The sequence below is a fragment of the Kribbella sp. CCNWLW201 genome, assembly GCF_037203805.1.
Lineage (GTDB): Bacteria > Actinomycetota > Actinomycetes > Propionibacteriales > Kribbellaceae > Kribbella.
Window position 1 is genome coordinate 19,831 of record NZ_JBBCBQ010000005.1, and the last position, 12,773, is coordinate 32,603.

The 12,773-nt window shown below is 66.7% G+C and carries 15 protein-coding genes; 8 read left to right on the top strand and 7 right to left on the bottom strand.

Translation table 11 applies throughout. From position 1 onward, the window contains the following. Positions 1-2: 2 nt before the first annotated feature. Together V9K99_RS21835 and V9K99_RS21840 are read right to left on the bottom strand one after the other, a co-directional pair. A complete protein-coding gene (locus V9K99_RS21835) occupies positions 3-407 on the bottom strand; it encodes a nuclear transport factor 2 family protein (protein WP_337010406.1) in 405 nt (134 codons plus the stop codon). Positions 408-493: 86 nt separating this feature from the next. Next, positions 494-1,267 (bottom strand): GntR family transcriptional regulator, encoded by a 774-nt coding sequence (locus V9K99_RS21840; protein ID WP_337010404.1) that lies wholly within the window; start codon positions 1,265-1,267, stop codon positions 494-496. A gap of 121 nt (positions 1,268-1,388) precedes the next feature. Between V9K99_RS21840 and V9K99_RS21845 the strand changes: the two genes are divergently transcribed. After that, the gene (locus V9K99_RS21845) at positions 1,389-2,450 is read left to right on the top strand and encodes a YeiH family protein (protein ID WP_337010402.1); all 1,062 of its coding nucleotides are present in this window, start codon (positions 1,389-1,391) and stop codon (positions 2,448-2,450) included. Here V9K99_RS21845 and V9K99_RS21850 read toward each other — a convergent pair. Then, positions 2,435-4,237 carry a glycoside hydrolase family 2 protein gene (locus tag V9K99_RS21850; RefSeq protein ID WP_337010400.1) on the bottom strand — a complete coding sequence of 601 codons (1,803 nt, stop codon included), beginning with the start codon at positions 4,235-4,237 and terminating at the stop codon, positions 2,435-2,437. The two genes, V9K99_RS21845 and V9K99_RS21850, sit on opposite strands and share 16 nt — an antisense overlap. 558 nt (positions 4,238-4,795) lie before the next feature. On the opposite strand from V9K99_RS21850, the gene V9K99_RS21855 reads away from it, so the two are divergent. Together V9K99_RS21855 and V9K99_RS21860 are read left to right on the top strand one after the other, a co-directional pair. Beyond that, a complete protein-coding gene (locus V9K99_RS21855; protein WP_337010397.1) occupies positions 4,796-5,431 on the top strand; it encodes a hypothetical protein in 636 nt (211 codons plus the stop codon). 227 nt (positions 5,432-5,658) lie between these two features. Next, positions 5,659-6,339, top strand: coding sequence for an epoxide hydrolase N-terminal domain-containing protein (locus V9K99_RS21860; RefSeq protein WP_337323600.1), 681 nt, complete (start codon positions 5,659-5,661; stop codon positions 6,337-6,339). Here V9K99_RS21860 and V9K99_RS21865 read toward each other — a convergent pair. Next, a complete protein-coding gene (locus tag V9K99_RS21865) occupies positions 6,325-7,191 on the bottom strand; it encodes an amidohydrolase family protein (protein WP_337010395.1) in 867 nt (288 codons plus the stop codon). The two genes, V9K99_RS21860 and V9K99_RS21865, sit on opposite strands and share 15 nt — an antisense overlap. A gap of 60 nt (positions 7,192-7,251) precedes the next feature. Here V9K99_RS21865 and V9K99_RS21870 point away from each other — a divergent pair, with 60 nt between their 5' ends. The 4 genes from V9K99_RS21870 to V9K99_RS21885 all read left to right on the top strand — a co-directional run bounded on the left by V9K99_RS21870 (position 7,252) and on the right by V9K99_RS21885 (position 9,277). After that, the gene (locus V9K99_RS21870; RefSeq protein ID WP_337010393.1) at positions 7,252-7,668 is read left to right on the top strand and encodes an ArsR family transcriptional regulator; all 417 of its coding nucleotides are present in this window, start codon (positions 7,252-7,254) and stop codon (positions 7,666-7,668) included. A gap of 72 nt (positions 7,669-7,740) precedes the next feature. Continuing rightward, a complete protein-coding gene (locus tag V9K99_RS21875) occupies positions 7,741-8,301 on the top strand; it encodes a CGNR zinc finger domain-containing protein (protein ID WP_337010391.1) in 561 nt (186 codons plus the stop codon). Then, positions 8,298-8,981, top strand: a complete 684-nt coding sequence (locus tag V9K99_RS21880; protein WP_337010389.1) for an AzlC family ABC transporter permease — start codon at positions 8,298-8,300, stop codon at positions 8,979-8,981. Before V9K99_RS21875 ends, V9K99_RS21880 begins: the two co-directional genes overlap by 4 nt. Then, on the top strand, positions 8,978-9,277 hold the full coding sequence (locus V9K99_RS21885) for an AzlD domain-containing protein (protein WP_337010387.1): 300 nt from the start codon (positions 8,978-8,980) through the stop codon (positions 9,275-9,277). The genes V9K99_RS21880 and V9K99_RS21885 overlap by 4 nt, the downstream gene beginning before the upstream one ends. Here the strand turns inward: V9K99_RS21885 and V9K99_RS21890 are convergent. From V9K99_RS21890 to V9K99_RS21900, 3 genes are read right to left on the bottom strand one after another with little or no spacing between them, the layout of a single operon-like run. Beyond that, positions 9,263-10,492: an ATP-grasp domain-containing protein gene (locus tag V9K99_RS21890; protein ID WP_337010385.1), complete on the bottom strand. Its 1,230-nt coding sequence runs from the start codon at positions 10,490-10,492 to the stop codon at positions 9,263-9,265. The two genes, V9K99_RS21885 and V9K99_RS21890, sit on opposite strands and share 15 nt — an antisense overlap. An 8-nt stretch (positions 10,493-10,500) precedes the next feature. Next, entirely contained in the window at positions 10,501-11,247 is a 747-nt protein-coding gene (locus V9K99_RS21895) for an esterase family protein (RefSeq protein ID WP_337010383.1), read from the bottom strand. Then, positions 11,207-12,283 (bottom strand): alpha/beta hydrolase, encoded by a 1,077-nt coding sequence (locus V9K99_RS21900; protein ID WP_337010381.1) that lies wholly within the window; start codon positions 12,281-12,283, stop codon positions 11,207-11,209. Before V9K99_RS21900 ends, V9K99_RS21895 begins: the two co-directional genes overlap by 41 nt. Before the next feature lie 64 nt (positions 12,284-12,347). On the opposite strand from V9K99_RS21900, the gene V9K99_RS21905 reads away from it, so the two are divergent. Then, positions 12,348-12,689: an MmcQ/YjbR family DNA-binding protein gene (locus V9K99_RS21905; RefSeq protein ID WP_337010379.1), complete on the top strand. Its 342-nt coding sequence runs from the start codon at positions 12,348-12,350 to the stop codon at positions 12,687-12,689. Positions 12,690-12,773 lie beyond the last annotated feature (84 nt).

The window sequence follows — 12,773 nt, forward strand, 5'->3', positions numbered from 1 at the left end:
TATCAATCGCCGCGTTGCCAAGCCCGGCCGATGTTGGCCTCCCGGAACCGCCAGCCCTCCTCGGTTCGTACGGCGGTGTAGGTCAACCGGAGGCCGGCCAGCCGGTGCGGTGCCTCGCCCTCGCGGTAGAAGAAGGCCAACTGGTTGGCCGATGCGTCGGCCTGATCTCCGTCGACCGTGACAAGTACGTCACTGTGCAGATGCTGGGTCCGCTCGCCGTCGACCGCCGTACTCCGCACGAACTCGAGCACGGTGTCGATGCCGTGCAGTTCATTGCCGCGCGGTGACCGCACCACCACATCCTTCGTGTAGATCTGCCGAAGGTCGTCCGGTGTCCCCTCATCCAGCACCCGCGCCAACCGCCCGAACAACTCCGCGACCTCCAGCCGATCCGCAATCTCACTCATCATCCATCCTCTTTCATTGGTGTAACCAACATTGGTGACACCAACTATAGGCAGATGTTGTTGGCGCAGCCAACAATTATTTCGGATCAGGCGGTGTGGGTCACCGCGCCCGCCGTCAGGCGGTAGCCGGTGTTGGCGGAGAATTCGGCGGAGAGGGCGAAACGGTCGCCGCGGACGAGGGTGTGGCGCCACTCGACTGGGCGGTTCTGCGAGGTGCCCTGGCGGTTGATGGAGAAGGCGGCCGCTTCCGGTGGGCAGTGCAGGAGGGTCCGCTCGGCCGGCGTGGGTACGACGGCCCGGATGTCTTCGCGACCGTGGTCGAGGCGGATTCCGGTGCGGGCGGCCAGTTCGTTGTAGAGGCTGGTGTGGGTGAAGTCGGCGTCCAGGAGTGGTTCCGCGAGTGAAGCGGGCAGCCAGACGCGGTCGAGCGCCAGCGGTTCGTCGCCGGCGAAGCGGAGTCGCTCGAGGTAGAGCAGCGGGATGGATGCCTCGAGGTCGAGGCGGGCCGCGATGACCCCGTCGGCTCGGACGTCGAGCGCCCGTACGACGCTGTGCTGGGTCAGACCGGAGGCCTCGACCGAGGAGAACAGGCTGTAGAGCGCGCCCATCGGCTGGCGGATCTCCGGCGCGGTCGCGACTCGTGGCTGGCGACCCCGCTCGGCGACGATCAGGCCGTCGGTGCGCAGTTTGCCGAGCGCTTGGCGGACCGTGTGCCGGCTGACCTGGTAGTCCTCGACCAGCGCGAGCTCGCCGGGGAAGAGGTCGTCGAACTCCCCGGCCCGCAGTCGCCGGACCAGGTCCTGCTGCAGCTGCTTCCAGAGCGGCTGGCCGCCGGTGCGGTCAAGCCTGCGCTCGGTCATCGGGTCGTGTCCTCCGCTGGGGGTCGCCGGGGGTGCCCGGGTCTCGCCCGGGCTTGCCAAATGTCCGGTCATCTCCTAGCTTAAATGTGCGTACATTTCTAGCGTAGGGGGAGCCGGTCTGATGGTGCAGGTCGAGGTTAGGCCACCAGTCGTCTCGACTGTTGCCGTTCTCGACCATCGTGGGCCGGTTCTTCGGCGGGTGCCCGGCCTGGCCGTCGTACTGGCTCTGACTGCTGTCGCCGTTCCGCTCGGCCGGCTCGTGCCGGTGATCGGCGGGCCTGTGTTCGGGATCGTGCTCGGCGTGTTGGCCGGTCTGCTCGTGCCTGCCTTGCGCTCCGACGCGTGCCGGCCTGGGTACGGGTTCGCGTCGAAGACGTTGCTCCAGCTGTCGATCGTCGTACTGGGAACTGGTCTGTCTCTGCAGCAGGTCGTCCACGTCGGCGGCTCGTCGCTGCCGGTGATGCTCGGCACGCTGGCGATCGCGTTGGGCGGTGCCTGGCTGTTCGGCCGTCTGCTCGGTGTCCGCGGTGACACCCAGACGTTGATCGGCGTCGGCACGGCGATCTGCGGCGCCTCGGCGATCGCGGCGACCACGGCGGCGATCAACCCCAAGCGCTCATCGGTCGCCTATGCGCTGGCGACGATCTTCACCTTCAATGTCGTCGCCGTCCTCGCGTTCCCGCCGCTCGGCCATCTGCTCGGCCTCAGCCCGGAAGCCTTCGGGTTGTGGGCGGGTACGGCGATCAACGACACGTCCTCGGTGGTCGCCGCCGGCTACGCCTACAGCCAGGAGGCCGGCGACCAGGCGATCGTCGTCAAACTGACCCGCTCGCTGATGCTGGTCCCGATCGTCATCGCGCTCGTCGTACTCAAGTCGCGCCGCGACGCCCGGACGCCCTCCGGCGAGCCTGCGGCCCGTCTGCCCTGGCGGAAGCTTGTCCCGCTCTTCCTGATCGGCTTCCTAGCCGCCGCCGGCCTGCGTTCGGCCGGTCTTGTGCCGCTCGGTTGGCTGCCGACGTTGAGCCTGGTCGGGACCTTCTTGATCACCTCCGCGCTGGTGGCGATCGGACTGTCGCTGCGGCCTCGCGAGCTCCGCGACACAGGACCCCGGCCTCTCCTCCTCGGAGCGATCCTGTGGGTCCTGGTCGCGGCAGGCAGTCTCGCGATTCAGTCCTTCTCGTAGGCGGCCGGCCTGGTCTGGACGGCCTTGATCCGCGGTACGTCGAGCTTCGAGCTCCGGTCGAACCGGTAGATGCCGTTCTCTTCCTGGAAAACGTCGGTGAGCTGCGTGTAGCAGTACCCGAACATCAGCGGGTCGTCGAGCAGTACGTCGACCAGTCCGGCGAACCTGTCGTAGAACTCGTCCTCGTCCCTGACGCGCTGGCCGTAACCCCATGACTCGTTGGTGTCGTTGCCCGCTGCTTTGGCTGCCGCTTCCGGGTTCCACCAGATGCCGCCGAACTCACTGCAGAAGTACGGCTGACCGGCGTACGGCTGGGAGATCGGCTTCTGCTCGTGTCCACCGGTGTTCCCGTACGGCGCGCCGTCCGCGAGGCCAGCCATCTGCTTGGCGAACTCGGCCGGGTCCTGCTCGTAGTTGTGCGAGTCCCAGACGTCGGTCTCCGGCACGCGGTGGGAGTATCCGGACGCGTCCAGCACCGGGCGAGTGGTGTCCGCGGCCTTGGTGGCCAGGAACATCGCCCGGGTGACGTCGTCCAGCTGGGTGATCCGGTCGTGCAGCAGCTGGTGGGTCTCGTTCAGCGGGCACCAGCCGATGATGCTCGGGTGGCTGTAGTCACGCTCGACCGCTTCCAGCCACTGGGTGACGAAGTTGGCCGCCGGCTGCTGGTTGTCGTCGCCGGTGTCGCCTCTGCCGGAGCCCCAGTCGCCGAACTCGCCCCAGACCAGGTACCCGAGCCGGTCCGCGTGGTACAAGAACCGCTCCTCGAACACCTTCTGGTGCAGCCGCGCCCCGTTGAACCCGGCCGCCAGGCTCAGCTCGATGTCCGCGACCAGCGCCTCCTCGGACGGCGCCGTCATCAGGCTCTCCGGCCAGTAGCCCTGGTCCAGCACAAGCCGCTGGAACACGTGCTTGCCGTTGATCAGGATCGCCTGACCGTTGATCGACACCGACCGCAGCCCGGCGTAGCTGTCCGCGCCGTCCACAACGTTGCCGTCGGCATCGATCAGCTCGAGGCGTACGTCGTACAGGTGCGGATCGGTCGTGTCCCAGAGCCGGACCCGGTCGGCCGGGATCTCGAGGGTGAGGCGCGGCGCCAGATCGAGGTCGGCGCGGACCTCCTTTCGCGTGACCTCGCCGTCGGCGTCTTTGAGCGTCGCGCGAACCCTCCAACCCGGCTTGTTGGCCGATACGGGTAGCTCCAGGTGGAAGCTCGAGCCGGCTACATCCGGGGTGATCCGCGGCCGCTTGAGGTGCACGCGCGGCACGGCCTCGAGCCAGACGGTCTGCCAGATACCCGTGGTCCGGGTGTAGTGGCAGCCGCTGTTGAAGTAGTTCGTCGTCTGCTTCCCGCGAGCCTGGACGCCGTACCGGCTGTCCCGGGCGCGGACCACGATCACCACTTCCTCACCCGGCGCGGCGTTCAACCGTGCACTGAACGGCGTGAACCCACCGCGATGCCGGACGACCTCGACGCTGTTCACCCACACAGTCGCGTCGTGGTCGACCGCCTGGAAGTGCAGCACGGCGTCCTTGCCCGTCCACTCAGCCGGGATCGTGACGGTCGTCCGGTACCAAACCGCCTCGAGGAAGTCGACGTCCTCGATTCCGGACAACTTGGTCTCCGGCGCGAACGGTACGACGATCCGCTGCGCCAACTCCCGATCCCGCACCCCGCGCTCGAGCCCGGAGTCCGACCGATCGATCTCGAACTCCCACTCGCCGTTCAAGTTCAACCACTCCGCCCGAACAAACTGCGGCCGCGGGTGCTCAGAACGAGGCTGGGTCATCAAGAACTCCATCAGAGTGAGGTGGGCGGTCGACACGACAGTACAACGTTGGAATGAGCGTGATCAACGGCGTATCAAGAACTGCCTTGCCGGGGGGACGTGATCTGCCCTCGCAGCCGGTTCCCGCTCGCTATCGCTCGCCCGCAGCCTGCCCCACCCACCCGTTTCTCGGCTGCGCGTGCTCGTTCGTCGCGCGCTTGTGAAAGCGATGTGGTCGCGGCGACTCGCTCACTCGACGGCCGCGTGGTGTCGCCGACCCCCAGTCCACGGACTGTGGTGACACCCCGCACAGCCGGTTCCGCTCGCAGTTCGTGGTCAGGTCAGTCGTCCTGATTGACGGCGGCGGTGGCTGGTGCGTCGGCCTCGCCTCTGCGAACCTCGTACTCGATTGCAATGTCCGGATTTGCCTCGAATCGCTGATTCGATGGAACGGCATCGGTGCGTCATTTCGCTGCGAGTTGGCGGCGATGCGACGTTCATGATTCCGGTGTGCGTAGTCTCAAGGATGGGGCGACTTGGCGTTCCAGGCTGCTCATTCGATTCGAAGGGGTAACAGTCGTGACCGACAATGTGACCGAGAAACTACCGGCGATCAAGGAGGTCCTCCAGGGCCTTTCGCTTCTTCCTGCGAAGGAAATTTCGGCGGAGGAAGGCGCGCGAGTTGCCTTGGAAGACTTCTCGCTGCAAGTGACCAAGACCACCCAGAAACTCATCGGCTGGGGCACGGGCGCCGGCGCGGGTGCGGGACTCGTCACGTCTTTCCTCACCTTCACGCAGGATCAGGGTCAAGTGGTGATCGCAGCGGTCGTCTTCTCAACTGCGGTCGTCATTGCAGCTGGCGTAACCGCACTCGCAAAGGTCATGGACGGCGACGTGCGCGGCCGGTCTGCGGTAGCAACCGCCTCGGTGAATGCTCGCGGTGACGTGACGGAGAAACTGCTGGAAACGCTCAGGAGCCAAGGGGCGACCGCCGACAGTCCCACCCCGAAGCGTGCCAAGAATCCGACCGAACAGCAGCTCGTCTACGGGCTTGCCTTCGGTTCGAACTTCAAGGCCAGCACCGATGGCGGAGAATTCACGGTGACGGGAGTCAGATGGACCCAGTCCGACGAACTCGAACTCCGGCTCCATAACAGTTCGGGAGAAGACTGGGTGACCGCGGACAAGGTAACTGGCTTCGTGGGCCTCGCATAGCCGCCGATCGGGCGGGACGGCTTCGCCGGTCTGTGGGATCGCTCGTTGTTCGGACATCACCTGCGAGGGTCTTGATCCCTGTGGCGCGTCGTCGCGCCGTTCGACTGCGCGAGAAGGCCCGCGGAGTTTGCGTGGTTGCTTGTGGGGTCGGGGGCGGTCGGATGTGTCAGGCTGGGCGTTTGATGGGTGGGAGGGTGGGGATGGAGCGGGTTGCTGCGGTTCGTCGGGTGCGGTTGCGGGTGCCGCAGGACGAGTTGGCGGCGCTGTACCGGCGGATCCGGGAGCTCGAGGACAGTGGGCAACAGGGCGCTGGGGTTGTGCCGGCCGAGTTTGTCGATGAGTTGGTGGACTACTGGGTCGACGGCTACGACTGGCGCGTCCACCAGGACCGGATGAACGGCTATGAGCACTTTGGTACCGAGGTCGGTGGGCAGTTCGTGCACTTCATGCATTCGCGGGCGGGGCGGAGTGATGCACCGGCTGTGCTGCTGACTCATGTGTGGCCCAGTGGGGTGATGGATGTGCTGGATGCGGCCGTGGCGCTCCGAAAGACAAATCATCTGGTGATGCCGTCGGTTGCTTGGGGCGCGTTGACGGATCCGGCTGGGTGGGGGGAGTTGATGGGGCGGCTTGGGTATGGCGACTATGTCGTTCGGGATGATCGGGGTGAGGGGCCGCCGCCGGTGGGGGTTGGGGTGATGGGTGAGCGGCGGGGGTTGGCGCCGGATGAGCTGGGTGAGGTTCGGTGGTTCAACGAGAATCTCAATGCCGGCAACGAGGAGCAGCGGATTCGGGCGCTGGTGTTGAGTGCGGTCATGCTTGCGTCGCGCGCGCAGCAGCCCGATCGGGACGCGGTTCTGACCGGTGTGATGTTGGCCTGGTTCGCGCCGCGGTTACAGGCAGAGTAGGCGGGCGCCGTTGTCCCAGCAGACGGCGCGCAGCCAGTCGTCGCCCAGCTCCAATGTCTCCAAGGATGAGAGTTGGACGGCGTACTCGTGGGGGATGTTCGGGAAGTCCGACCCGAGCACGATCCGGTCCTGCAACTCGCCGAGGCGTGCGGTCAGCGAGCGGGGGAACGGCATGAGGGATTCGGTGAAGGGCGTGAGAGCCATCGTCGTGTCGAGGTGCACATTCGGGTACGACGTCATCGCCAGGTGCTCGTCGTACTCCGGCATCCCCAGGTGCGCGATGACCGCGGTCAGCTGAGGGTGCTTCCGTAGTACCTCACCGAACGGCCCTGGACCGGTGTGACGGCCGGGGATCGGGCCGGACCCACAGTGCACCACCACTGGTACGGCGGCCTCGGCTAGCTGGCCCCACACGTCGTCGAGCTCGGTGTCGCGCGGATCGTAATCGCCCACCTGCACGTGAACCTTGAAGATCCGCGTGCCCTTCTCCAACGCGTCGCGCACATACGCGGCTGCACCCGGCTCGGGGTAGAACGTCCCGCTCGGCACGCACCCGGGTGTCGCCTCGGCGAAGTCACGCGCCCACTCGTTGAGCCACGCGGCCATCCCTGGCTTGTGCGGATAGACCAGCGCCGGAAACGCCCGAACGCCCAATGCTTCCAGCGTCTTCAGTCGCTCCTCGACCGACGTGCGGTAGTTGATCGGCCAGGACGTGCCGTAGTGCTCTGACGCCTGGTCGAAGTACGACCACACCGCATTCATCACCTGGTCGGGCAGGAAGTGCACGTGCACGTCGACCAGCCCATCCAACCCAAGCCGCTGCCACCACGCCGGCACATCCACATCACGCACCCCGCTACTTTACGTGCGCCGAGCTTTTCAACAGCTACGTAACTACGTACTATCCACAGTGTGGAAGACCCTGTGGATAACCGGCTCGCAGAGCTGGAACGGCGCATCGCGGCGCTGGAATCCGCAGCAGTCACGCAGCGGGGAACGAGCCGGCGGCGGTCCGATTCCCGGCAGGCCGACGCGGGCCGGGCGCTCAGGGAACTCCGGGCCAGGCGCGACTGGTCAGAGGTGGCGCCGGCGCTCGCGGCGCTGGGCAGCCCGATCCGGCTCACCCTGCTCCGCGAGATCGTCCGCGGTCACGCGACCGTCAACTCGCTGAGCCAGGTGGAGGGCCTCGGCACGAGCGGGCAGATCTACCACCACCTCCGCCACCTCACCGCCGAAGGCTGGCTGCACACCCCCACCCGCGGCACCTTCGCCATCCCGCCCTCCCGCACCACCGCCCTCAACACAATCCTCACCGCCCTCGACGACTGACCCCCCAGCCTCGACACGCGGTGTGCTTGCGCGTTCCTTGCCTAACGACTCATTCTGCCTTTTGGGTGTTAGATGAGAGCCATGGAGTATCGGCCGGAGTTGGTTGGTGGGCATCTGGGGGTTGATCTGGTCAACACCGTGGCTTGGCGGTTGGACGAGCGGCGGCGGGTTGACCGGCTCGCGGATCCGGACAACCTGCGGAAGTGGCTGACGGCCGCCGGACTGGAAGCGTCGGATCGAGAGACCGCGCTGTACGACGACCTCGTGCGTTGCCGTGAGACGGCTTACGCGGTGTTGCGTCCGCTCGCTGTCGGCGATGAGGCGGACGCCAAGGATCTCGCCGTACTGCGGGAACTCGTCGGGGACGCCGTACGCAAGGCCTCGCTGGTCAATGCGCGACCGCTGACCTGGAGCGCCGACACCGTCGTCGCTCGGGTACGGCTGGCCGTCTGGCGGCTCTTTGAAGATGAGGACCTGAATCGGTTGAGGCAGTGCGATGACGACGGTTGCGGTTGGCTGTTCCTGGATCGCAGCAAGAACGGTTCGCGCCGGTGGTGCAGCTCAGCGGACTGCGGCAATCGGGCCCGGGCCCGCAGGCACTATCAACGGCGTCACGCCGGAGCATCGATATGACGGGCATCCAGCGGGCCGGCCTCGCCGAGGGGATCCGGCTCGGGCTCGGACCGGCCGGCGCGGGGTTCGTGCTGGCGCTCAGCTTCGGCGCGGAGGCAGAGGCCCGGGGCTGGGGATTCGGCCTGCCGGTCCTGTTCTCGGCACTCGCCTTCTCCGGATCCGCGCAGTTCGCCTTGCTGACGGGGCTGTCCGGCGGCACGGTGGCGGCCGCGGTCGCTTCGGCGGCGCTGATCAACGCTCGCTACCTCGTGATGAGCGTCGCCTTGAACGACAGCCTGCGCGGCAGCCGACTCAGCCGGGCGCTGCAGGCGCAGGCGCTCGTGGACGCTTCGTTCGTCTTCGCCCATCGCGACGATGGCCGGTACGACGTCTCCCGCCTGATCGGCGCCAGCCTGCCGCAGTGGGTCGCGTGGGTGCTCGGGACCGCGGTCGGCGCGCTGACCGCTCCGTCGACTGATCTGATGCACCGGCTCGGGCTGGATGTCGTGTTCCCGGCGTTCTTCCTGGTGCTCGCGCTGGACGAGGTGAGGCGATCCCGCCTGGCCTTGTCCGCGTCCCTCCTCGGAGCCGTCACTGCTGCCGTGCTGTTGCTGGTGACCGATCCGGGCTACGCGCTCCTCGGAGCGACAGCCGCAGCACTGATCGGCCTGATTCCGGTGACCGACAAGGAGAAATCATGAGGCTGTGGTTGGCCGCCCTGGCCGTGACCATCGTCAACTGGCTCATGAAGGCCGGCGGCCCGCTGACGATGGGCGAACGCAGGCTGCCACCGGCTGCGGTTCGGGTCGTGGGCCTGATAGCTCCGGTACTGCTCGCAGGCCTCATCGTCACCGAACTCGGCGGCAAGCGGCTCGACTGGACTCAGCTTGCCGGCGTCGGTGTCGCCGGGATCCTTTCCGTTGTCAGGGTTCCACTGCTGCTGGCCATCGCCGTGGGCATCGCCCTCACCGCCGGCACCCGGTTACTGATCGGCTAGCCAGTGGTTGATCAGGCCGCGGAAATGGTTGAAGAACTGGTCCTGCTCGTTGTCGGGATAGGTCGTCTTCACCGTCTCCCGGAGCAAGTGGTCGAAGTCGGGGCCGGCGAACCAGTCGCGGACGCGCAGGTCGAAGTCACCCAGGTGCTCGGCACACCACTCGTGGTACTTCGCCGTCTCGAAGTGTTCGTCGGCGAGCGCCAGGTAGGCGTCGATCTTGGCGTCGTAGTCGAGGGACTCGTCGTCGGCGATCTCGAAGTACCGCTCGGTGTGCAGGTCGATGCTGCTGCGCCGGCCGGTCGCCAGCGAGAAGACCGACCACTTGACCAGTGCGCTGATCGCCCACGGGAAGTAGTAGTGCAGTGACGTGACGGCGACGTCCGGACAGGCGTTCGCGTAGTCGATCGGGTGGACCGAGTCGCCCGCGACCAGCATTTCGCAGGAGTTGAACTCCCAGCCGAAGAACGCGTTCACGATCCGGCTGATCGCCACCGCCTGGTGCCCGGCCGACGGGCTGAGGAAGTCGTGCGAGACGGCGTACCGGTTGTGCATCGGCTCGTCCGGCCGGAAATCCATCACCATCGTCTCGGCACCGATCGACAGCGCCCGGGCGAACTTGTCGTAGTCGACGGTCGCCTGCAGATGCATCAGCATCTCGCCGGACTGGTCGTAGGCCCGGTGCAGGTCGACCTTGTCGTTGATCCGGGACACTCCTCGCCAGCCACCGCCGTCGAACGGCTTCATGTACAGCGGGTAGCCGAGGTCCTCGGCGATCGCGTCGAGATCGAACCCCTTGTTGTACTTCGCCGATGTGTACGCCCAGCGCACGTTGTCGACCGGGTTCTTGTACGGCACCAGCACGGTCTTCGGGATCTTCAGACCGAGCCGGAGCATCGCGCAGTACGCGCTGTGCTTCTCCATCGCCTGGAAGGTGAACGGCGAGTTCAGCAGGTAGGTGCCGTTCATCAGCGCGGCCTTCTTCAGCCACTCGCGCGGGTGGTAGTACCAGTACGCCAGCCGGTCGATCACCAGGCCGACCCGGACCGGATCGGTCAGGTCGAACGGCTCGATGGTCAGCCGCCGTGACCCGAACTCGTGCTCGGCCCCGTCCAGCGTCACCGGCCCGACCCGCTGCAACAATGCCTCGAACGCTTGCGGCCAATCTTCTTCGGCCCCGAGCAACAACCCGATCAAATGCCTTGAGCGGTCAGCCACAAGATCTCCTAACAGAATCGGGGCAGGTGGTGGGCGATCTGCTGCCGCCACCAGGGCCAGTCGTGCGCTACGTCGTACCCCCACAGATCGAAGTCATGCGGGATGCCTTTCGCCGCGAGTACGGCGGCTGTCGCGCGAGCGGACGGCAGCGATCCGGTGGGGTTGGTCTCCCAGTCGCCCTGGCCGACCGTGAGCACGATGAAGATCCGCTCGCGCAGCCACTGCAGGTGGTCGCCGTTCAGGTTGGGCAGGTAGTCGGCCGGGTTGTTGAAGTACGTCGCCTCGCCGCGCTCACCCCAGGCGTGCCAGCTGGCCGCGTCGTAGTTGCCCGACTGGCAGATCGCGACCGGGAACAGGTCGGTCCGTTTGAACGCGAAGTTGAGCGCGTGGAAGGCGCCCAGGCTGCAGCCGGTGGTGATGATGTCGGACACGCCGGGCGAGTCCGCACCGATCACCGGGACCACCTGGTTGACGATCCACGACTCGTACAGCCCGTGCCGCCGGGCCCGGTCCTCGAGCTGGATGCTCCGGTCGGACCAGCTGACGTGGTCGTAGGAGTCGACGCAGTACAACTTCACCCGGCCGGCCTTGATCAGGTCGGCGACGGCGTCGACCATGCCGTTGTTCTCGTAGTCCCAGGCGCGGCCCTGCTCACTCGGGAACACCAGCACCGGGCGGCCGTAATGGCCGTAACGGATCAGCGTGCCGGGGCGGTCAAGCCCCGGTGCCTCCAACTCGACCTGTTCCCGCTCCATCAGCCTCACCCCAGGCGCGTCGCAGTAGATCCGTGAGATCAGGATCCAGCACATCACGCCAGGCTGTGAAGTTGTGCATGTCCGGCGTTTCCTCGAACTGTACGCGGAGTCCGAGCCCGGCCAGTTTCGCCGCCATCACCCGGTTGTTGTGGACGTTCTCCTCCGGCGTCCCGGCGGTCATCCCGACCAGCGGCGTACTCGGGGCCGTGGTTGCCGCCAGCACCTGGTTAACGAAGCCGGTGACCTGGCCGTAGTACTCGAACCTGGCCTCCTGCGGGTCCGTCTCCAGCGTGAAGAACGACCCCGACTGGAGGAACAGCCCGTCGAACGTGCCGGGATGGTGCCACTCCGCATGCAGCGCCGCCAGCGCCCCCAGGCTCGCCCCCATCATCACGGCTCGACGGCTCCGGTACTGCGCTTTGATCGCAGGCAGCACGTACTGCGTCAAGGCCTCGGCGTACTGCGGATTGGCGGCGTACCAGAGGTTGCGGGCGGTCGGGTGGATCAGGGCGAGCCGGAAGGGCGGGAGAACGCCCTGAGCGACCATCGCGCCGGCGTAGTGCGTCAGACCGGCGTACGAGGCGAACTCGGGACCGTCGTGGGCGAGCAGCATCGGCAGCTCGAAGGTCGGCGCGATGCCTTCCGGCGCCCACACCTGGAGGTCGACGGTGCCCACCGGGGAGTCCACCGTCAGTGGCGTCAGAGTGGAGGGGATCTGCGTGCTCGTGAGCCAGGCGGGCTCGACGTACCCGGGGAGCGGCAGCCAGGAGTGCTCGCCGAACGCGCCGCCGACGAGCCGTGGGTTGGTCGGATCGGTCCGCATCCCCAGATCCGCGATGTCGAACAGGTACTCCATCCGGTGCACGGACGGCCGCGGCAGCCGCAGCTCCCAGCCGTAGTGGACCGGTTTGAACTCGAGCAACTCGGCCGCGAGACCCAGCTCCTGCCACAGCTTGACGCCCGTGAACGCATGCGAGGGATCGGCGAGGCGGAACACCACCTCGGCCCCTTCGACCGCGCTCACCTCAAAAGGCATCCGACCAAGGTACAGCCGGAATCACTGACATTCCCTGTCAGTGATCCTTGTCTATCGTTGGACCGTGGTCGATCTCACGGATATTCGGGCAATCACGGCGGACCTGCCGCGCAGTTACGAGGTGCTGGTCCGGGACCAGATCAAGTTCCGGGTCGGGCAGATCGTGTACCTGGCGGTGGCGGCGGACGAGCAGACGATCGGGATCGGGTTCCCGCGCGAGGAGCGGGCGGCGGCGCTGGCGGCCGAGCCGGACAAGTTCTTCCCACCGCGCCCGTCCGACGAGCGCTTCCGGTGGATCCAGGTGCGCCTGGCCGCCCTCGAGTACGACGAACTCCGCGAACTGATCCTGGACGCCTGGTCGATGTGCGTCCCGAAGAAGGTCCGGGCCGAGTACTTCGGGGACTAGGCCGTGTCTGACGATCAGGGGGCCGAGGGCAACGACCTCATCCTCAGGTAGTACCGCAGAACCGTCCTGAGGACCGATGGGCGA